We start from the raw sequence: 20,231 nt of genomic DNA on the forward strand, positions 1-20,231 counted from the left end.
CTTTTAAGACCATATAGCCAGTAGTTCTTTCTGATGATACCTATGCTTTGAGGATGATAGCCAAAGTCTTTACCTATGCCTTCTAAGGATTTGTTTTGACTGAGTTGATGTAATATAAGCAGTTTGACCCGTGCTCTTGGTTTAGATTCAACTTTTGATAGCTTCAGAAAGTCGTGATCGCTTAACTTATGATTTCTAGGCGTTATTTTTGGCATACTGGCGTCGTAATAGTAAATAATAATTTATTATATATTATTTCTTAGAATTGGTATTACAAACAAAGCCAATACTGTGATAGCTAAATCACAAACAAAGCCAGTAGGCAATAAAAAAAACCCAAGTCTAGGGCAGAGACTTGGGTTTTGGGGCGCAATATTATTTTTCTTATTTTTTCCGTTCATGGCTCATCCTAAGCCAGATTAGTCGCATAACTGATAACTTTGTTTGTTATACAGGGCAATAAAACAAACAGTTTTTGCTAAAACCTTAACTGTCAGACTTTAGCATAGAAGTTATGCTACTAACTCAACACTGCTTTCCTTGTTATCCTTGTGTTGATGTGCCCATTGTATGCTGAAAGTAATGGTCTGCCTAGCAGACAAAGTCACATTTTTGCGTAAGCATTTGCTTACATGGCTTTTTAGGATTACTTTGTTAAAACAGTTCTCTTGGGGGTAGTTTTCTTTAGGAAGGGAGTTTGTGCGTTATCTGGTTATTTGGATAGGGTAAATCGTTTAGACACAGGGCTTAATCTTTTGCGCTTGCTGGTTGATTTATCCTTCAATAAGTCTGTATCTGTATCAGTTATACCCATACGCTTTGCTTCTACTTGTTTGGTTTTGTACAAGAGATAATATACATCCATTGTTTCATCAACCATCTGTTGCATAGTAAACAAGTCAGTAATAGATGGGCGCATTGCATTTTCAAGTTGATTATGAATTATTTTACATAAAGCCTTGGCGTTATATTGTTTTACCAAGCCTTGTGGGTATAAAGGCTGCAGTATTTCGCTAAAAGCGGCTTTATCCCAGCCGACTACAGGTGTGCCTAAGTGAATGGCTTGTAGCACATTAATGCCAATAGATTCAGGCTGATTGGCTAAGGCTAGTACAATATTAGCTGCTGCTAACCACTCACGCATGTCATTGTGTTTGGCACCAATAAAGGTGAATTTATCTTCTAAGTCTAGCGCAAAAATGCGCTGCTTGAACTCTTCATGGATAACATTTGAGCGAGTATCTTCATCCATAATAATAATATGAATATTAGGGTAGGCGTTACACAAGTTACCCACAATATCAATCAGCCACTCTTGACCATACTCTGGGCCAATAATAGTTGGAAATAACAGCCATTTTTTGTGTTCTAACTCAGGATATTCGGCAAAGGTTCGGCGTAGCCAATATACAGAAGGATTGTATCGATAAGGAAAGTTGCGAGTATCGACACCACGATAAATGCGAATAATTGATTTTGGGGGCGCCTTGATTTCTTTGAGGTTAGCAAGTAGATAATCTCTAACACTATCAGAGACAGTAATTAGACGATCGACATTGAGCAACGCACGTGAATAATTATTGACCGGATAAAAGCCGTACATGGTAGAGACTAGCTTGGGAAATTGTCGTAACTTTGCCCCTCGTAGCGCCCAGTGTAAAATCCATGCTGGCGTACGTGAGTGCATGTGGATAATATCGGGTTGATACTGCTCAATTAGTCGCCGTAATGGTAAAATTTGTCGCAGCGCTAGCCAAGATTTTTTTTCTAACGACAATTGGTGATAGATGTTACCATCGCGCTGAAGACGTTTTACCAAATCATGCTCTGTATCAGATGAGGAGATGATGATAGAGGTATGTTCACGTTTTACTAAGGCACGGCCAAGATGAAAAATACCACGCTCGGATTCATCGTGCTTTAAGGAGGAGAGCAAGCGCATGACTTTCATAATGGTAAAGTATCTTAATCAGTAACGGGGGCGTTTGTTTAAAGGGCAACAATATTTACGAAGATAATCGTTGACATATTGTCAGTTAAAACCAGCAAAAAAACAAAAGCAAATGACACAAATAATACTCGCATAATAACATGTTATTGGAATCGATTGAATATTGAGTATAAAAGTAGGCAAGGTGATTGCGCTGTCTGTCGTTAAGTGTCGGCAACTTTTAGTGTACTGAGGTTTTTATTGCACTGAGGCTTTTATTGCACTGAAGTTTTATAGAAATGAATTTTTATAAAACTGAGATTTAAAGAAAGGAAGCTTTGATCGCACTAAAGTTGCAGAAATAGCTAACGCCCCTTTGTCAGATACTCAGCATCTGGCAGCACTTGTTTTTCAGTTAGGTATTTCCAGTAACGCTGTGGCAGATATTGCTTGTGCAGGCGTAGATTTTTACGTTCTTTAATATTGATGTTGGCAAAATAACCTTGCCAAAACTGCTGATAGCGCTTTTCTTGCTCGCTGTGAAAGCTGCTTGGATTGCGAATCACTTGCTGATCGACATCAACAATGGTTTGCAATGGGGCAGGCTGGTTACCCACAGCAAGAGAGTGATCATAATAAATCCCATAGCCACGGCAAATATCATAAATAGCCCAATGCTGATCTTGATAACGCTTTTGAAAATGGGAGCCGATCAGCGGCAGAACATTAAAATCTGGCTCAATGCGTGCAAAATAAACATCTTGCTGAGTATGCTCAAAGCGGACGAAAGCTTCCATACGGTGCTTTTCTCGTCCGACCGATTTAACCGTTTGAGCCAACTCCAACACATCTAAATTACCAAGATCTTGTAATACTGGACGCTGTGGGTAATCCAGCGCATATTTCACCACTTTAAATAAAGTATTTGAAATGCTGTCTTTTTCCGACAAAAAGCCCCATAGTATATGTCGCATTCCAGACGATCCTAGCAGAGTCTTTAGCTTTTTGACCACCCGTTGAGCCCTATCCGTATCAAGAGGTACATAGTTGGCAGTGTCTATCAATGATGGAGTATAGCGCTCAGCATTAACAACAGATAGGTAATCTTGATGTTGTAGCCGATGCTCATAGATATAAAATACCGCACTGAGCCATCCCTCAAAGCTGGGCTCATGAACGATAAGTGTTGGGGCGCTGCTTTGCGGTAGAAGACTCATACAGATTCTCGTTTATGCTGCGTGCTTTAGTTAACTGTGCTATTTAGACTAAGCGTTAAAATCGTTAAAACAAGGACAGTTGCCCACTGCGTTGATCATTGAACTTGGTCTGCGTCTGTGACAGCACAAATTGACGAAAGTTTTCTTTGGTTAAATGTGCCAAGTGTTGATTTTTACCTGTGGTTGCAATAAAGAATTTGGCACGGTTAACCGCTGCACCCATCTTTTTTAAGTGCTCTAAAGTCAGTTGGTTAAACTTGCGGGCTTTGATGATTTTTTTTGCTGTTTTGACGCCAATGCCAGGAATACGCAAAATAGACTCATACGGCGCATATTGGATATTGACAGGGAAGTGCTCACGGTGGCGAATCGCCCACGCCAACTTAGGATCACACTCTAAATCCAGAAATGGCTGATCAGGCTCTACAATTTCATGCGCACCAAAGCCATAAAAACGCATTAACCAATCGGCTTGATACAGACGGTTTTCTCGTACCATAGGCACTGGCGTCCCTACCGCAGGCAAGCGGCTGTCCGTGAGCATGGGCACATAGCCTGAATAATAGACTCGCTTCAGGTTGTACTTTTGATAAAAGTGGCTAGATAACTGAATCACTTGCAAATCTGTCTCGTTACTAGCACCCACAATCATCTGGCTGGTTTGACCAGATGGGGTAAATTTTGGTGCTGATTTGTGCTTTTTACAGCTCTCTTTAATGGTAATAATTTCTTCTTTTACCGTTTGCATTGGGGCTTGCAGCTGAGCATGATCTTTTTCTGGCGCAAGTAGAGCCAGACCAGATTTGGTTGGAATTTCGATATTGGCGCTGAGCCGATCTGCATAAAGACCTGCTTGATATAAGAGCTCTTTGCTGGCACCTGGGATGGTCTTTAGGTGAATATAGCCGTTAAAGCGCTCACGGGTGCGCAGCAATTTTGCCACCTCAACCAAGCGCTCCATGGTGTAATCTGCATTTTTGAAAATACCTGAGCTTAAAAATAAGCCCTCTATGTAGTTACGTCGATAAAACTGCATGGTGAGCTCGACCACTTCTTCGACTGTAAAAGCGGCGCGAGGGGTATCGTGACTGCGTCTGGAGGTGCAATACGCGCAGTCGTAAATACAGTGATTGGTTAGGAGGATTTTTAATAAGCTGACACAGCGGCCATCTTCTGTATAGCTGTGACAAATGCCAGACTTGGAGGCATTACCTAATGCAGCCCCTTGGTTTTTTCGGTTGCTTCCTGAGGAGGAACAAGAGACATCATATTTGGCCGCATCGGCTAAGATGTTTAATTTACCTTGTAATCGTTCGTAATTGATGGAAGCCATACGCGCCACTCCTAATTGCTTTAGAGCTATTATGATAGCAAAGTGGTGACTAGCGTTAGAGAAGAAAAGGTGAGGGAACGACACTACTTGTCGTAAAATTTGTTATTAAATGTATCTGAATTTTTGACCTGATTATTTATAATCGTCCATCTAAATATCATTGTACGAATTGAAGACACGCCCTAGATCATTTAAACTTAAATTAATCAGCTACTTACTATTGTCAGTTACTTACTATTGTGAGTATAGACAGACATTAACAAGCCAAAGCCTGCCATTAAGGTAATGATTGCTGTACCGCCATAACTGATTAAAGGTAGTGGCACCCCAACCACTGGCAAAATGCCACTGACCATACCAATATTTACAAAGACATAAACAAAAAATGACATGGTAATTGCGCCAGCGAGTAGCTTTCCATAAGTAGTGGTATGTATTGCAGAAATATACAGTGAGCGAGCTAAGATACAAGCATATAAAAACATGAGTACACTGACACCAAGCAAGCCAAACTCTTCGGAAAAAGCAGCGATGATAAAGTCAGTATGGCCTTCAGGAAGGAAGTGTAGATGTGATTGTGTGCCCTCTAAATAACCTTTACCTGTCAAACCGCCTGAGCCAATGGCAGTTTTTGATTGAGTGATATTCCAGCCCGCACCGAGCATATCGGCTTCAGGATTAAGTAGGGTCAATACCCGCTGCTTTTGATAATCACGCATCAAAAATGTCCATAGCGCCCACACCATAGGAATCATCATCGCTATTGCTGAGCCTATCATCCACCAAGGCAGACCTGCCAAGAATAAGACAAAAATACCACTAGAGGCCACCAGTAAAGACGTACCTAAGTCAGGCTGCTTTGCAATCAATAATACCGGCACAACAATAATGGCCAAAGTGGTCAATACCGTGACGATATTCGGCGGTAGGTCACGCCGAGACAAATACCAAGCGCACATCATGGGTAATCCCAGCTTCATAAACTCAGAAGGCTGGACACTACCAAAGCCGGGGATGTCAATCCAGCGCTGTGCGCCCATCCGCACCTCACCAATCACTTCTACCAATACCAAAGATACCAGACCAATGACATAAAAAAATGGGGTGAAATCTCGATAAACGCCAGGGGGTATCTGCGCCATCCCTATCATGACGACCAGCGCAATGCCATAGCTCACCATCTGCCGAATTACCATAGACACATCTTGGGTAGAGGCACTATATAATATGGCCAGCCCAATAAAGCAAACGGTTAATAACAGCAACATCAGCCAAGGGTCAATATGAATGCGCTCCCAAATACTGGGTGTGTCATCTCGACCAAAATGGTGGGTTTGTCGAGAAAAGCGGTATTGTTGTTGCTTTGACATAGGATAGTTTTTTTATGAATGGATGAAGTTATAAGCAATAGAAGTTATAAGCAATAAGAGTCAAGCGATGATATTGATATAATCCTTAGTTTTTTTAGCATCACTAAGAGTACCAACAAGCACGAGACACATAAAGGTTAAAAAAGCCATAGTTTAGCGTGACTGGTTTAATTTTGATAGTAGCAATTTACTGTAGCTTTTTTAACGGGGAGTCTTCTGCAATCTTCGGCTTGCCCACAGTCACAATCAAAAACTTATTTGGGGTTAAGGTTTGTTTTAGGGTCTCATTTACCTGTGGCAAGCTGGTATTCTCCACTCTGTCTATATAACCGGTAATATAGTTGTCTGGCAACTTATTAAAATTCAACATGCCTAACATACCATTAATACCTGCATTGCTCGAAAAGCCCATCGGATAGCTATTAACCAGGCTTTCTTTTGTCAGTTCAAACTCCTCTTTGCTAATTCCTTCCGTCAAGGTACGAGTCACTGTATCCAAGGTCGCTTTAATTGCATCATCAGCAACCTCATTGCGGCTTGAAAATCGAATACTATAAGGGCCATTAACCTGCATAGGCGTCATGCTGCCATAGATACCATAAGTATAGCCGAGCTCTTTGCGCACCTTACCCATCAGGCGTGAATGAAAGCCGCTGCCTGCCAGCACATCATTACCAATGGCAAACTGAGTGCTTTTTTCAATACTGGCCGGATCAGATAAGACACGATAGCCTTGCTGACCGATGATGACCGAGGTTTGATCACTGTCAAAGTCGACATGTACCCATTGACTGGCTTGTAATGGCGTTGGTGACGGTAATTTTGGTGCCGGTTTTCCTAATGGTAAATCTTTGGTTAGCGTCTCTGCTACCTGCTTGGCCTCTGCTAAGCTTAAGTCACCAGTGAGGCTTAAGCTGGCATTGTTGGCAACCAAATAAGTATCATGAAACTTCTTTAAATCAGCGGTGCTAAGCAGCCCGACCGAATCTACAGTGCCATAAGAGGAATGAGCGTAAGGGTGATTGCCATATAAGTGCTCACTGAAGGTGGTGCTGGCAATATAAGCAGGATTTTGCAGCATTTGCTTTAAGCCCAGTATTTGCTGTGCTTGGCTGCGCTTGAGTACTTGTGGGTCAAATCTTGGCTCATTGATGACTGTATTCATCAGTTGTAACGCTGGATTTAGCTGCTTGCTATCGGACAAGCTGCGCAATCTAATCAAAAACTGATCTTTGTACGCAGAGCTTGTTAACTCAATACCCAACTGCTCGGTAGCAGTGGCAAATTGCGTCTCATCCAGCTGCTTAGTGCCTTTAGTCAGTTGACTGGCAACCAAGCTGGCAAGACCAAAGCCGCCTTTACGAATGCTTTCATCACGGGCGCTGCCAGCGTTAAAGCGTAAGTCAACATCGACAATGGGCAACTGATTGGTTTGAAAGAAAAGCACGGGGACACCATTGCTGGTCGTAAAGCGTTGAAACTCTGGGAGCTTCATATCTAGTTTCTCGCTATGTTGCAGGCTGGTCAGCTTATCGAGCGCAGCAATCGGCTGAGAGATATCAACATCCTTATTGCCATGCTCGCCATCAGGCATATTTACCGTAGCGGCCTGTAAGTTGCTACTCAGTGAAATACCAGCCACCACAACCGCTGGGGCGAGCAGTGACAGCTGTAAAGAAAATAGCGGGCGTTTAAAGGTTGCTTTGTTGGTTTTTAATGTTTGTAAAAAGAGTGTCATAACAGATCCGTAATTGTTAGGCATAAAATAATGGCGTTTATTTCGTGATGACCAGTGACTCATCGCACGTTTTAAGCAGTTAACACTGAGCTTTGCTGTTTGTTATTTGCTATTTGCTACTGGCTAGTTGCTCACTGTTGGCTCAATGTGCATCACGGTTAAGTTATTGTTCACCAAGTATTTACTGGCAATCTTATTTAGGTCTTGACCGCTTACCTTGGTCAACTGCTCATTTAAGGTAGTTAGCAGACGATCATCTAAGCCACGCACCTGCATGTTACCTATCATATAGGCTTGACCAGAGACGCTGTCTTGCGAGAAGGTAAAGCCTTTCACCACATTATTACGTGCTCTATCAAGCTCTTGTTGGCTAAGCACTTCGGTTTTAATAAGATCTATTTGCTGCATGATGGCTTGCTGTGCTTGCTCTAGGCTGACCCCTTCACGTGGGGTAGCTTGAATTAAGAACAGACCATCACCACGCTCATATAGGCTATAGTCGGTAGCGACTGACGCCAAAATACCTTGCTCACGCACTAAGTTTTTTTCAAAGCGGGCAGCCAAGCCACCATCAAGTACAAACTGGAGCATCAATAAGTTATAGGCTTCTTGCTCTGGCAAATTGGCCACTTTTGCGCTGGTTAAGGTGGGCACGTTAAATGCCATTAGTAGGGTAGGCACATTGACTGATTCTTCAATTTTGTGCTGCTGATAGCCTCGCCATGCTTGTTGCTGTACCGAAGGGCGCTGTGGCAGCTTTGAGGGCTGAATGTGACCAAAATATTGTTCTACTTTGGCAAGGGTTGACTTAGGATCTACATCACCGACGATAACCAAAGTGGCATTGTTGGGTGCATACCAAGTTTTGTACCAGTTTTCTAAATCTTCAATCTCAATACTGGCAATCTCATCCATTGGCCCAATCACAGATTCCCCTTTAGGGCTATTAGGCAGTGCCAGTTTGCGAAACTTTTCATAAGATCGTGCCAGTGGGTTGTCATCGGTGCGCTGACGGCGCTCTTCCATCACTACGTTACGTTCTTGCTTAAACTCTTGTACAAATTCATCACTGTCAAAGCTTAAGTTGCTCATGCGATCTGCTTCAAGCTCAAGTGCCAATGCCAAGCGATTGACCGGAAACATTTCATAATAACCAGTAAAGTCATAGCTGGTAAACGCATTGTGATTCCCACCAAATTTGGCAATCAAGCGATCAAAGTCAGCACCAGAGACTATTGGCGTGCCTTTAAACATCATGTGCTCTAGTAAGTGAGAGATACCGCCTTTGTCTTCTGGCTCATCGGTTGAGCCGACAGCGTACCAGATTTGAGTCATTACTACTGGCGCTCTATGGTCTTCTTTGATAATCACTTTTAAGCCATTATCCAATTGATATTCATGGCGACTGGCATCACTTTTGTATCCATCTTCTGCTAGGGGTGAGCTTGCGTTTTGACTTGTTGTTGTGATTGACTGTGTCGCAGGAGGTAGGTTATTACAGGCGCTTAAAGCGGTTATAGTAACGCCTGCTAGCATCAAGCTTTTAATCATGGTTAAGGGGGTGTTGTTGAAAATAGAGCCAGTGCTTATTGTTGTTTTCATGTATTCCTCAGAGAAAGTTAACTGATGCAAATAAGGGGGCTAATGTATTTAAGGGAAATAGCGTGTTACATAAATGGCAATTTTTTTATCCTGCTTATTATTTCAAGGACTGGTGACCAAAGGCAACTTAAAATACAAATAGATAACCATTGATAGATTTTTATGATAGTTTACAAAATAAACTTTTAGTTACGGTGTGGAGCATGGCGAACTTAGCTTGTATAAGCGCTACCCTTGTTATTTGAACCAGATTTAATGAGGAGGTATAGTGACTATTGCACTGCTTCCAGAAGATGACCCTATAAATTATATGGTTTTAAGAGGATTAAATAGACTTGAAAGTTGCAAGTATTGGCTATTATATAGATATTTTTGTTATAATTATCTGTTACTTTACGTTTAAGTGATTTATTAACCCCACTAATCTAATTACTGAACTAATGGTTATTTGAACTAATGGTTAGCAGGGTAATTGCTATCAACAGCAGGCGAGGCGTCTTTATGTCATTTTCTACATTGAATACCGCTGGTATTACTTATCCTAAATCATACGATGTTGTCGTCATCGGTGGTGGCCATGCTGGTACCGAAGCGGCCTTAGCTGCTGCTCGTATGGGTGCACAGACATTGCTACTGACCCACAATATTGAAACTTTAGGGCAAATGAGTTGTAACCCAGCCATTGGTGGGATTGGCAAGTCGCATCTGGTTCGTGAGATTGATGCGCTTGGTGGCGCAATGGCATTAGCGACGGATAAAGCGGGTATTCAGTTTCGGGTACTAAATAGCCGAAAAGGCGCGGCAGTACGTGCAACTCGTGCTCAAGCAGACCGTATCTTATATAAAGCTGCTATTCGTCATGTTTTAGAAAATCAACCAAATCTTGATTTGTTCCAACAAGGGGCAGACGATATCTTGGTCGAAAATGGTAAAGCTTGTGCTGTTGTCACCTCCACGGGCATCGTCTTTAATACCAAAACAGTGGTTCTTACCTCAGGGACTTTCTTAGGTGGGGTAATTCACATTGGTCTAGATAATTCAAAAGGTGGTCGTGCTGGTGATCAGCCATCTATTAAGCTTGCTGAGAGACTGCGGGAGTTGAAGCTACCTGTGGGTCGTCTCAAAACGGGGACACCAGCACGTATAGATTCTCGCACGGTTGATTTTAGTGTTATGCAGACACAAGCAGGCGATACGCCACTACCTGTGATGAGCTTTATGGGGGATGTGAGTATGCACCCTGAGCAAGTGAACTGCTTTATTACTTATACCAATGCTAAAACCCATGACATTATTCGTCAGCATTTAGATCGCTCGCCTTTATTTTCAGGCGATATTGAAGGGGTAGGGCCACGTTATTGTCCCTCTATTGAGGACAAGATTCATCGATTTGCCGATAAAGACAGCCATCAGATATTTCTAGAGCCAGAAGGACTAACTACCAATGAGCTATATCCTAATGGTATTTCCACAAGCTTACCTTTTGATGTACAGATACAGTTTATCCGCAGTATAAATGGCTTGGAAAACGCACACATTACCCGTCCTGGCTATGCCATTGAATACGACTATTTTAATCCGCAAAACTTAAAGCCAACGCTTGAAACCAAGTCTATTGACAACCTATATTTTGCTGGTCAGATTAACGGTACTACTGGTTATGAAGAAGCTGGTGTTCAAGGATTATTAGCAGGTATTAATGCAACATTATCTACCCAAGATAACCCAGTGATGGACAGCTGGACGCCACGCCGAGATCAGGCGTATTTAGGGGTGTTGGTAGATGACTTAATAACACATGGCACCAAAGAGCCGTACCGTATGTTTACCAGTCGTGCTGAATATCGCCTGTTATTACGTGAGGATAATGCGGATCAGCGCTTAACTGAAATTGGCCGCAAACTGGGCTTGGTCGATGATATCCGCTGGCAAGCGTATCAAACCAAGATGGAGTCCATTGCCACCGAGTCTGCCCGTCTTAAAGACTTGTGGGCAACGCCAAATAATGAGCTAGGCAAGAAGTTTGCTGAGCAAACTGGTGAGGTGCTTTCTAAAGAAGCTACCGCTTATGATTTGCTAAAACGTCCAAAAGTTGGCTTTGATGATATTGCTGCAGTCACTGATGCGAATGTTGCTGCCGATGTCGGTGAACAAATTGAGATATCGGTAAAATACGCCGGTTATATTGACCGTCAACAAGAAGACATTGAGCAGATGAAGCGCTTAGAAAATACCCAATTGCCTGAAGATTTTGATTATAGTGTGGTGTCAGGTTTGTCTAATGAAATTGTGCAAAAGCTGCAAGAGATTCGCCCAGCAACCTTGGCGCAGGCCAGTCGTATCAGTGGTGTGACACCGGCGGCCATTCAGTTATTAGGGATGACCTTAAAAAAACAACGTAAAGCAAAAACAACATTAGCGTTGTAGTTTTTAGAACTATGCTCAGTGCCATTTTATTTGCAATAAATATAGTATTGCCTAACCTCATTTTAATGGGGTTAGGTTTTTTTATGCAGCGACAAGGCAAGATCAGCAAGACCTTTATCGATGAGACCTCAAAGCTTGTCTTTAATATTGCCTTGCCTTGCTTGTTATTTTTTAGCGTGATTCAGAGTCATGTTGACTATATGCAACAAGTTAACTTAATCGTAGCTGGCCTTGTTGTCACCCTTTTATTGTTTTTTTCTGCAGAAGCCTATGCCAAAAAATTTATTAAAAAAGTAGAAGATAAAGGCGTATTTGTGCAAGGTGTATTCCGTAGCAATATGGGTATTATTGGTCTGGCGACCGTATCCAATGCTTATGGTGCGCAAGGTGTCAGTATCGGTGCTGTCTATATGGGAGTTTTGACACTGGTGTTTAATATATTGGCTGTTATTACACTTAGTCGTACCGTCATTGACACATCCGAACCTATATCAAATGATAATACTCAGGTCGAGCCACACTCTGAGCGCAAACAGCATAGCGTCTATCATCAGCAAACAATCAGGCAGCAACAATCAATCAATCAGCAACAAACCTGTTCAGTGCATATATCACGCTGGATGCTATTGATTAAAAAAATGATAACTAATCCACTTATAATATCCCTTACTGTCGCTTTTTTGTACAAAACTATCGCTTCTTCATTGTCACTACCTGAGTTACCTGATGTCATCATCCAAACGGGTGAGCTACTCTCTGCATTAGCGTTACCGTTAGCTTTAATTTGTGCAGGAGCAACACTTGATGTACGCTCCATGTTAAATTTATCTGGGCTGTCGATGCAAGCAAGTATTGGTCGCATTATAGTGGCACCTTTGCTAGCAGTAGCGATAGGGTTGGCTTTTGGTTTAGGTGGCGTACATATGGGGGTGCTATTTTTAATGGTGGCATCTCCAGCTGCTGCAGCAAGTTATGTCATGGCAAAAGCAATGGGTGGCAATGAGGTGCTGGCAGCCAATATCTTGGCTTTTACAACTGTATTTTCATTGTTTGGTATGGCTATTGGGGCCGCTATTTTGCGTGGTTTAGGATGGTTATAGCTTTTTATAAACTGTTAGCCTTATCAACCAAATAGTAACATACCCTAGTCACTGCTTTCAGATTGATGATATTAAAAGGAGAATTATGAAAAGAGAATATTGTATGATGATAAAAAAATATAGCATGAAATTAGGCATGGTCAGTGCATTAATCTCATGTGCTATGGTTGCACAGGCAATACCAACCAGTGAAGTGACTTTTGCCAAAGGTGGTGATTGTGGCGCTTTTGAAGGTGATTTAACATCGGGTAGATACTTTACTGTAACGCTGAAGGCCAACCAAGCCTTAGTTGTTAAAACCGATGGTCATGTGCAAAGCGTGGAAGACAGCCAAGGCAATATTCTTGAAGATCTAGGTGGGACCAGCTACCGTTATGTCAGTAAACACTCAGGCACACATACCTTAAAGATGGTCGGTCGAGTAGATAGTGTGGCTGAGTTTTGTATTCTTTAGATTTTCAGATTTAAGGTCTGATAAGCGAGCAGTGGTCACATAAACTAAGCCTATATGCTATTTATTGACAGGTTGCTTTTGTAACTGAAAAACACCCAACTTAGGGATCAAGTCTAACGAGTTTAAGCGGGCTTGCTGATCATAGATATTTGCTGTCACCATTAATTCATCAGGTTGATATTGCTCAATGAAACTCTCAACTTGAGGTCGAACAGTGCTGACACTGCCAATAAAAGACACCGATAAAGCGTCATCAACCATGGCTTTTTCAGGAGCGCTCCAAATGCTATCCATTGATGCCACAGGTTTTGGTATTTGTCCACGCTCTCCACGGCGTAAACGGACAAAGCTTTGCTGGGCGGAGGTAAAGTGATAATGCGCGTCAGCACTGTCTTCTGCTAATAATAAATTGGCCGCCAACATCACATAAGGCTTATCTAAGTATTGCGAAGGCTCAAAGTTTTCTCGATAAGTGCTAATGGCGTGGTTTAGCATACGCGGTGCAAAGTGAGAGGCAAACGAGTAGGGCAAACCAAGTTTTGCTGCCAATGTAGCCCCAAATAGTGATGAGCCTAAAATCCAGATAGGTACATTAGTGTTTGCTCCTGGAAAGGCCTGTACGGGGCTATTATCAGAATCATTACCCAAAAAGAACAGTAACTCTTGCACATCTTGCGGAAAGCGCTCCGCATCCTGCATCTGTCGGCGTAGCGCTTGGAAGGTCGCGCCATCAGTACCTGGTGCACGTCCTAGCCCAAGATCTATGCGATCACCATATAAGGCCTGCAAAGTACCAAATTGTTCCGCCACCACCAAGGGTGAGTGGTTGGGCAGCATAACCCCACCTGAGCCAATACGAATGTTATTGGTTTTGGCACCGATGTGCGATAGCAGAACAGAGGTGGCTGCGCTAGCAATACCTGGCATATTGTGGTGTTCTGCCATCCAAAAACGGTTCATGCCAATAGCTTCAGCTTTTTGAGCCATAGTAACCGTGTAACCAACACCTTGGGCGGTGGTCTCACCTTCGGGCACTGGCGCTAAGTCTAAGAAAGAAAGAGGAATTGAAGACATAATTCACCTAATATTTTTTATCTATTAATTGCTATATTTTGTTGTGTTAACTATGTCTATGATATGACTCTTAGCGTCCTTGATTTCAAGCTTTTGTAATTAAGATAATAATTTCTAAAAACAAAGCCATTTAAAGCGTAAGTTATTGACTGTCAAACTGCTCTTGGCAAAGCTTAATAAACGCAGTGCCAAAGTGACGGATTTCGGCATCATCACGGACGGCGATCCAACTGGTAAAACGACCAAAGTGATCAATAGGGATGGCGGTGAGGTTTTGATAATGACCAGGCTCAAATGCCATTTCAGCGATAATACCCACGCCAAGTCCAGCCCCAACGTACGTGCTAATGACATCTGCATCAAGAGCTGCCAATACAATCTCAGGCTCAAGTCCTGCTTCATGGAAAGTTCTGTCAATGGCACCACGACCGGTAAAGCCACCATGATAGGTTACTAAAGGATAGCTTGCCAGCGTTGGCAAATCGATGGTTTCCATCTGTGCCAGTTCGTGATCCTTGGGTACAATGACTCGATGTGACCAGTCATAATAGCGATGGCAGCGTAGATAAGAGTTTTGCAACAATGCCTCAGTCGCAATACCGATATCGGCCTGTCCACGGATGACCATATTGGCTATGGTCTCTGGATCGGCTTGCTGTAATACCAGCTGCACCTTAGGAAATTCTTTTTTGAATTGTTTAATAATCTCAGGTAATACATAACGAGCTTGGGTGTGGGTAGTGGCCAAGGTTAACGTGCCGGTGTGTGGATTATTATAATCCAAACTGATATTTTCAATGGTTCGAATCTCAGTGAAGATAGACTCAATATGCGGCAATAAAGCTTTACCCACTGGAGTTAATCCTGTTAATCGTTTTCCTTGACGCACAAATACTTCAGCTTTAAGTTGATTTTCTAAGGCTGAGATGTGTTTCGATAAGCTCGATTGACTGGTATGCAGTACCTGAGCGGCTTGGCTTAAATTGTAGCCATTAATGACGGTATGCCATACGGTTTCTAATTGCTTTAGCTGAATTTGTAAATGTCTTTGGTTAACGATGACATCAATTGCCATAAATATATCCTATGTTGTAAAACGAGACTATCCACACATTATACCGTTATTTGCAAACTAATCACTATTGCCAGCAGTAATCTCTATTTTTAGCAGTAAAGAAAATAAAGTGAAGAAGACAAAGTGAATAGAGTCTTGGTGGGCAAAAGGGTTAGTTAGAAAAAAGTTAGTTAGAAAAAGGTTAAGTAGGGTGCTCTTTAAGATACAGCTAGTCAAGCTGTTAATTCTAAAGTAACATAACGTTTTTAGTTTCTATTGCAAAAGGTTTACCATGTCCACCACCAATCAAGCCGATTCAAGTGCCACATTACCTGCAAAAAAATCTTGGTCTGAGGCCATCAAAGCCTATTTAGATGCCCGAGTAATGATTATGCTGTTTTTGGGATTTTCAGCGGGTATTCCAATCTTGCTGATTTTCTCTAGTTTATCGTTATGGTTAAGAGAGGCTGGAATTGATCGCAGTGTGGTTACCATGTTTAGTTGGGCGGCGCTAGGATATTCGTTTAAGTTTATCTGGGCGCCTTTGATTGATGCCTTACCAGTGCCATTTTTGACCAAATGGCTAGGTCGGCGCCGTGGCTGGATGGTAGTATCACAGCTCTTGATTATTTTGGCCATCTTTTTTATGGCAAGCGTCAATCCGATTAATGAGCATGTGTTGGTGTACATGGCTGCGGCAGCTGTACTGCTTGGCTTCTCATCAGCAACGCAAGACATTGTCATTGACGCCTATCGTATTGAGCTGGCACCACCAGCGATGCAGTCTATCTTGTCCTCTGTCTATGTGTCTGGATATCGAATTGGTATGATTGTGGCTGGTGCTGGGGCGCTGTACTTGGCTGATTATTTTGGCTCTAATGAAACTTTTTACAGCTATGAAGCATGGCGTAATACCTATTATATTATGGCTGCGGTAATGACGTTAGGTCTGTTAACCACCTTTGCTAGCTATGAGCCCACTGCCGAAACTTTGCAGAAGAAAAAGCAGCAATTAAACTTAAAGGTTTTTTTAACCTATTCGGGTCTGCTACTGGTTCCAGGGTTGTTGTTTGGCATCATTTATCTGATTAACATGCTGTATAACAAGCTTAGTGATACCTCGCAAATGCTGGTGCCGCTGGAGGCTATGCCCGGCATTAAGCTATATTTTATGGTATTGATTGGTTGTGCGCCATTATTACTATTATTTTTTATCATCAACCAATCGAAGATTATTAATAAAGCCCCATTAGTGGCAGAAAGTCGCAATGACTATGTGCGCTTGGTACTGCTCTTTGTCGGCGCAGTGGTGACCTTTATAGCTGCTTACATTTTACTTGGTAGCATCTTACCTGAAGTAGAGGGAGCATTTGTAAGCTTTATCAATGAAAGCCTACATTTGCTAGCCAGCTTAGCGGTGGCGATGGGTGCAGGCTATGGTTTGGTGCATATAGGTTTGGTACGCAAAGAAGTGGCAATGGCAACTTGGATAGAGCCAGTGCTTGACTTTTTCCGCCGTTATGGCAAAAAGGCGTTGTTACTGCTGGCATTAATCGGCTTATATCGCATTTCAGATATTGTTGCTGGCGTGATTTCCAACGTGTTTTATCAAGATATGGGCTTTAGCAAGACGGACATTGCCAATGCGGTGAAACTCGTTGGGGTTATCATGAGTATCTTTGGTGGCTTTTTGGGTGGGGTATTTGCCCAACGTTTTCGTATTATGCAGGCGATGATGGTTGGCGCATTATTGGCTTGTGCGACCAATTTACTATTTGTGTTACTAACCTATCATCCCGGCAGTTTGCCAGTGATGTATATGGCAGTTATTTTTGATAATTTAGCAGCAGGTCTAGCCAGTGCGGTATTTATTGCCTTTTTATCAGCATTGACCTCTATTCGCTTTACTGCGGTGCAGTATGCTATTTTTTCATCACTAATGACGTTATTGCCCAAAGTCTTGGGCGGTTATTCAGGCTCTATTGTCGATAATATGGGCTATCCCTTCTTCTTTGTTTTCACTTTTGCCATTGGTTTACCGATTTTATTGTTGATCTATATTGTCGATAAAAAGATTGTCATTGGTGAAAATGATGACCCAGTCACTGAGCTGACAGCAGAAGGTAGCCATGCGACTAGCAGTCCATCTGATAGTCAATCAAATAAAGACTAAGGCAGAATATGGCTACCAAATACCCAACTGTCAATCAAATTAAGCGTCATGACTTTGGTGGGTTACCAGCGCACTGGGTGTCCGACTGGTTATTACAGGTGTTACAAAAGCCTGCGTCATTTTTGATAACTGACGGTGATTATCAGCTTTCTACATCAGAGCAGTCAGATTTTGACGCAGGTATCAGTCAGATGCAGGCAGGCACACCACTGGCTTATTTGATTGGTAAGCAGGCATTTTGGTCGCTTGAATTTGAGGTAAATGAGCATACGCTTATTCCCAGACCTGACACAGAAGTATTGGTCGAGCAGGTATTAAACTGGATTAAAATCAATCATCAAGATTTGCCACACAATAGCGATACCCAACCAAAACAGTTACTAGATTTGGGCACAGGCTCAGGCTGCATCGCCCTAAGCTTGGCGCATGAGCTGGATAATATATATCCGAAACAGTGGCAAGTCACCGCCATTGATTACTCCAAACTTGCTTTAGAAGTCGCTCAACGTAACGCTCAGCGCAATCAAGTCAGTAATATTGACTTTACTCAGAGTGACTGGTTTTCAGCTATTAAGCCAGATTGTAAGTTTGACGTTATCGTCTCAAATCCGCCTTATATCGTAGAAAACGATAAACACCTCACTAAGCTTAAAGCCGAGCCATTATCTGCTTTGGTAGCAACCGACAATGGACTGGCTGATATTAGGCAAATAGCCGAGCAGGCGAGACAGTATTTAGCAATTGGTGGTCTATTGGCAGTGGAGCATGGCTTCGATCAAGGTGAGGCGGTGCGTGAGATATTTACGACTAACGCCTATGATCAGGTTCATACCGTTCAAGATTATGGCGGTAATGATAGGGTGACGCTTGGGGTGTACAGGGGTTAAAGCGATACTTTTTCTTTAAATCCACCCCAACCCTCCTTTGAAAAGGAGGGAGTCATTAACATTGATCTGATTATAGAGACTCCAAATTTTACTAAACAAGTCATTAAATTGTTGGACGATGATAGTTACAAACAGCTTCAATCGGATTTAATAGAGAACCCTGAGCAAGGTAGTTTAATCCAAGGTACGGGTGGTGTCAGAAAGACAAGATGGGCATTAAACCATGGGAAAAGTGGTGGCGTGCGTATCATATATTATTTTATAAATAGTCAGGGTATATTTTTTATGTTACTCGCTTACCCTAAAAATAAGAAAGTGAGTTTGTCGAGTCAAGAAAAGACCAACTTGTACAAGCTAACTCAGCAAATTAAAGAGGTATATAGCCATGACCAATGAATTTTACGATGATTTAGCGCAATCTCTCAGCCAAGCCTTAGATATTGCTAAAGGTGATGCTGAGCCGAGTCGCAAGTTTACCCATGATGTGCCTGATATTAAGCTGGTGCGAGCAAAAACTGGTTTAAGCCAACAGCAGTTTTCTGAAAAGTTGAATATTAGCCCACGAACGTTACAAAATTGGGAGCAGGGCACGAGAAACCCGACAGGGGCAGCGATTACGCTAATGCGATTGCTAGATAAAAATCCTGAATTGATTATGGATGCTTAATACCGATTATCAATATACAATAAGCTTTGTATGGTCAAAACAAGGTGCAACTCAAGTAGAAATAGTTGATTACCATTAATTCAAGATATGAAGATAAAAGGTGAGAATATTATGTTCAAAAACGGTATGCGACCCATACACCCTGGTGAGGTGTTAAGAGACGACTATTTAGAACCTCTTGATATGAGTGCCCATGCACTTGCCAATAAGTTGGGTGTCACTCCAGCTCGTATTAATGAAATTGTACGAGAGAAAAGAGGGATTACTGCCGATACTGCTCTACGGTTGGCGAAATATTTTGGCGGTAGCGCCCAATTTTGGTTAAACCTTCAATCCACTTATGAGTTACGTTTGGTGGAAAGCCAGAATCCAGACTTTCTGGACAATATTGAGCCTTTTGATTTTGCTTAGGGCTATACAATAACCATGACAATGATAAAGAGGGTAGTTCTAACACAAAGCCTGACAAGATAGCTCCCTCGCTGGTGGGTTATGTTTTTTTTGTACCTCTTTGAGGTTTAAAAACTAACCCACCCTACAACAAGTGTTAATATGGCTTTAATAGTAAACTAAACACATATTCACTTCTTAACCGCCACAAACTGAACCACAGCACTTAACCCTTGATGCATCTTACCTTCTTGCACATCTCGCTGTTTTTCAACACCAATGGTTTCCTCAAGCCCTGAAAGCTCTTGTCTTAGCCCTGCAAGTGACATAAACACCTCAGGCTTAGACGCTGGAGGACCGCCAATACCGTCCATTTTAGGTTGCTCAACAGTATAGGCTTCCAAAATAAATACCCCATTTGGCTTTAACGAGGTGACGACCTGTTGATGCACTCGTTCACGGGCAGGCTTCGGCATGTGCGCCCATATTGATATGATGCCATCCCATTTCTTAGTACCAAAATCATACTCTGTCAGATCAGCCACTTGGGTTGTGATATGAACGCCTCTTTCTTCGGCAAGCTTCTTAGCTTTAGTGAGACCAACCTCAGACATATCTACTGCGGTGACCTCATAGCCTTGCTTCGCTAGAAATACAGCGTTGCGACCTTCACCTTCGGCTAAGCACAACACGTGGCCTTTAGCTGGAATGTGTTGATAGACTTGCTGTAAAAAATCATTGGCCTTTGTGCCATATATAAATTCTTCTTCGTTATAGCGTTCATTCCACATAGCATATATTCCACATATCATTTA

The 20,231-nt window shown here is 42.3% G+C and carries 19 protein-coding genes; 8 read left to right on the forward strand and 11 right to left on the reverse strand.

The features are described 5' to 3' along the window. The 8 genes from H140_RS14595 to H140_RS0111590 form a co-directional block, all read right to left on the reverse strand. A partial coding sequence (locus H140_RS14595; RefSeq protein WP_033427039.1) for a hypothetical protein occupies positions 1–215 on the reverse strand: 215 nt, incomplete at its 3' end. A 30-nt stretch (positions 216–245) separates the two neighbouring features. Beyond that, entirely contained in the window at positions 246–401 is a 156-nt protein-coding gene (locus H140_RS15945; RefSeq protein WP_019673818.1) for a hypothetical protein, read from the reverse strand. Between the two features lie 311 nt (positions 402–712). Beyond that, on the reverse strand, positions 713–1,951 hold the full coding sequence (locus H140_RS0111565; RefSeq protein WP_019673819.1) for a glycosyltransferase family 4 protein: 1,239 nt from the start codon (positions 1,949–1,951) through the stop codon (positions 713–715). Between the two features lie 344 nt (positions 1,952–2,295). Then, positions 2,296–3,147 carry a TIGR03915 family putative DNA repair protein gene (locus tag H140_RS0111570; protein WP_019673820.1) on the reverse strand — a complete coding sequence of 284 codons (852 nt, stop codon included), beginning with the start codon at positions 3,145–3,147 and terminating at the stop codon, positions 2,296–2,298. A 64-nt stretch (positions 3,148–3,211) separates the two neighbouring features. Continuing rightward, positions 3,212–4,480, reverse strand: coding sequence for a putative DNA modification/repair radical SAM protein (locus H140_RS0111575; protein WP_019673821.1), 1,269 nt, complete (start codon positions 4,478–4,480; stop codon positions 3,212–3,214). Positions 4,481–4,707: 227 nt separating this feature from the next. After that, entirely contained in the window at positions 4,708–5,850 is a 1,143-nt protein-coding gene (gene rodA / locus H140_RS0111580) for a rod shape-determining protein RodA (protein WP_019673822.1), read from the reverse strand. A gap of 187 nt (positions 5,851–6,037) precedes the next feature. Further along, a complete protein-coding gene (locus tag H140_RS0111585; RefSeq protein ID WP_019673823.1) occupies positions 6,038–7,588 on the reverse strand; it encodes a M16 family metallopeptidase in 1,551 nt (516 codons plus the stop codon). Between the two features lie 123 nt (positions 7,589–7,711). After that, the gene (locus H140_RS0111590; RefSeq protein ID WP_019673824.1) at positions 7,712–9,190 is read right to left on the reverse strand and encodes a M16 family metallopeptidase; all 1,479 of its coding nucleotides are present in this window, start codon (positions 9,188–9,190) and stop codon (positions 7,712–7,714) included. A gap of 531 nt (positions 9,191–9,721) precedes the next feature. Between H140_RS0111590 and mnmG the strand changes: the two genes are divergently transcribed. From mnmG to H140_RS0111605, 3 genes are all read left to right on the forward strand, one after another. Next, positions 9,722–11,617 (forward strand): tRNA uridine-5-carboxymethylaminomethyl(34) synthesis enzyme MnmG, encoded by a 1,896-nt coding sequence (gene mnmG / locus H140_RS0111595; protein ID WP_026349058.1) that lies wholly within the window; start codon positions 9,722–9,724, stop codon positions 11,615–11,617. 11 nt (positions 11,618–11,628) lie between these two features. Beyond that, positions 11,629–12,717: an AEC family transporter gene (locus tag H140_RS0111600; protein ID WP_026349059.1), complete on the forward strand. Its 1,089-nt coding sequence runs from the start codon at positions 11,629–11,631 to the stop codon at positions 12,715–12,717. A gap of 85 nt (positions 12,718–12,802) precedes the next feature. Continuing rightward, positions 12,803–13,171, forward strand: coding sequence for a hypothetical protein (locus H140_RS0111605; protein ID WP_227672899.1), 369 nt, complete (start codon positions 12,803–12,805; stop codon positions 13,169–13,171). Positions 13,172–13,228: 57 nt separating this feature from the next. On the opposite strand, the gene H140_RS0111610 is transcribed toward H140_RS0111605, so the two are convergent. Both H140_RS0111610 and H140_RS0111615 read right to left on the reverse strand, forming a co-directional pair. Then, a complete protein-coding gene (locus H140_RS0111610) occupies positions 13,229–14,245 on the reverse strand; it encodes an LLM class flavin-dependent oxidoreductase (protein WP_019673828.1) in 1,017 nt (338 codons plus the stop codon). Positions 14,246–14,387: 142 nt separating this feature from the next. Continuing rightward, positions 14,388–15,320, reverse strand: coding sequence for a LysR substrate-binding domain-containing protein (locus tag H140_RS0111615; RefSeq protein WP_019673829.1), 933 nt, complete (start codon positions 15,318–15,320; stop codon positions 14,388–14,390). Positions 15,321–15,591: 271 nt separating this feature from the next. Between H140_RS0111615 and H140_RS0111620 the strand changes: the two genes are divergently transcribed. From H140_RS0111620 to H140_RS0111640, 5 genes are all read left to right on the forward strand, one after another. Next, positions 15,592–17,472: an AmpG family muropeptide MFS transporter gene (locus tag H140_RS0111620; protein ID WP_019673830.1), complete on the forward strand. Its 1,881-nt coding sequence runs from the start codon at positions 15,592–15,594 to the stop codon at positions 17,470–17,472. 8 nt (positions 17,473–17,480) lie between these two features. Beyond that, positions 17,481–18,359 carry a peptide chain release factor N(5)-glutamine methyltransferase gene (gene prmC / locus H140_RS0111625; protein WP_019673831.1) on the forward strand — a complete coding sequence of 293 codons (879 nt, stop codon included), beginning with the start codon at positions 17,481–17,483 and terminating at the stop codon, positions 18,357–18,359. A gap of 111 nt (positions 18,360–18,470) precedes the next feature. Then, positions 18,471–18,755, forward strand: a complete 285-nt coding sequence (locus H140_RS0111630) for a type II toxin-antitoxin system RelE/ParE family toxin (RefSeq protein WP_019673832.1) — start codon at positions 18,471–18,473, stop codon at positions 18,753–18,755. Beyond that, positions 18,745–19,026 carry a NadS family protein gene (gene nadS / locus H140_RS0111635; RefSeq protein ID WP_019673833.1) on the forward strand — a complete coding sequence of 94 codons (282 nt, stop codon included), beginning with the start codon at positions 18,745–18,747 and terminating at the stop codon, positions 19,024–19,026. The genes H140_RS0111630 and nadS overlap by 11 nt, the downstream gene beginning before the upstream one ends. A gap of 111 nt (positions 19,027–19,137) precedes the next feature. Then, positions 19,138–19,437 (forward strand): HigA family addiction module antitoxin, encoded by a 300-nt coding sequence (locus H140_RS0111640; protein ID WP_019673834.1) that lies wholly within the window; start codon positions 19,138–19,140, stop codon positions 19,435–19,437. Between the two features lie 170 nt (positions 19,438–19,607). Here H140_RS0111640 and H140_RS0111645 read toward each other — a convergent pair whose 3' ends face one another. Next, the gene (locus H140_RS0111645) at positions 19,608–20,207 is read right to left on the reverse strand and encodes a class I SAM-dependent methyltransferase (protein ID WP_019673835.1); all 600 of its coding nucleotides are present in this window, start codon (positions 20,205–20,207) and stop codon (positions 19,608–19,610) included. Positions 20,208–20,231 lie beyond the last annotated feature (24 nt).

The sequence above is a fragment of the Psychrobacter lutiphocae DSM 21542 genome (assembly GCF_000382145.1).
In the GTDB taxonomy this organism is placed as follows: domain Bacteria; phylum Pseudomonadota; class Gammaproteobacteria; order Pseudomonadales; family Moraxellaceae; genus Psychrobacter; species Psychrobacter lutiphocae.

Bases quoted from the DNA above. Each gene is read 5' to 3' on its own strand.
- H140_RS15945 (WP_019673818.1), bottom strand. From the start codon at position 401: ATGAACGGAAAAAATAAGAAAAATAATATTGCGCCCCAAAACCCAAGT.
- H140_RS0111565 (WP_019673819.1), bottom strand. From the start codon at position 1,951: ATGAAAGTCATGCGCTTGCTCTCCTCCTTAAAGCACGATGAATCCGAG.
- H140_RS0111570 (WP_019673820.1), bottom strand. From the start codon at position 3,147: ATGAGTCTTCTACCGCAAAGCAGCGCCCCAACACTTATCGTTCATGAG.
- H140_RS0111575 (WP_019673821.1), bottom strand. From the start codon at position 4,480: ATGGCTTCCATCAATTACGAACGATTACAAGGTAAATTAAACATCTTA.
- rodA (WP_019673822.1), bottom strand. From the start codon at position 5,850: ATGTCAAAGCAACAACAATACCGCTTTTCTCGACAAACCCACCATTTT.
- H140_RS0111585 (WP_019673823.1), bottom strand. From the start codon at position 7,588: ATGACACTCTTTTTACAAACATTAAAAACCAACAAAGCAACCTTTAAA.
- H140_RS0111590 (WP_019673824.1), bottom strand. From the start codon at position 9,190: ATGAAAACAACAATAAGCACTGGCTCTATTTTCAACAACACCCCCTTA.
- H140_RS0111600 (WP_026349059.1), top strand. From the start codon at position 11,629: ATGCTCAGTGCCATTTTATTTGCAATAAATATAGTATTGCCTAACCTC.
- H140_RS0111605 (WP_227672899.1), top strand. From the start codon at position 12,803: ATGAAAAGAGAATATTGTATGATGATAAAAAAATATAGCATGAAATTA.
- H140_RS0111610 (WP_019673828.1), bottom strand. From the start codon at position 14,245: ATGTCTTCAATTCCTCTTTCTTTCTTAGACTTAGCGCCAGTGCCCGAA.
- H140_RS0111615 (WP_019673829.1), bottom strand. From the start codon at position 15,320: ATGGCAATTGATGTCATCGTTAACCAAAGACATTTACAAATTCAGCTA.
- H140_RS0111620 (WP_019673830.1), top strand. From the start codon at position 15,592: ATGTCCACCACCAATCAAGCCGATTCAAGTGCCACATTACCTGCAAAA.
- prmC (WP_019673831.1), top strand. From the start codon at position 17,481: ATGGCTACCAAATACCCAACTGTCAATCAAATTAAGCGTCATGACTTT.
- nadS (WP_019673833.1), top strand. From the start codon at position 18,745: ATGACCAATGAATTTTACGATGATTTAGCGCAATCTCTCAGCCAAGCC.
- H140_RS0111640 (WP_019673834.1), top strand. From the start codon at position 19,138: ATGTTCAAAAACGGTATGCGACCCATACACCCTGGTGAGGTGTTAAGA.
- H140_RS0111645 (WP_019673835.1), bottom strand. From the start codon at position 20,207: ATGTGGAATGAACGCTATAACGAAGAAGAATTTATATATGGCACAAAG.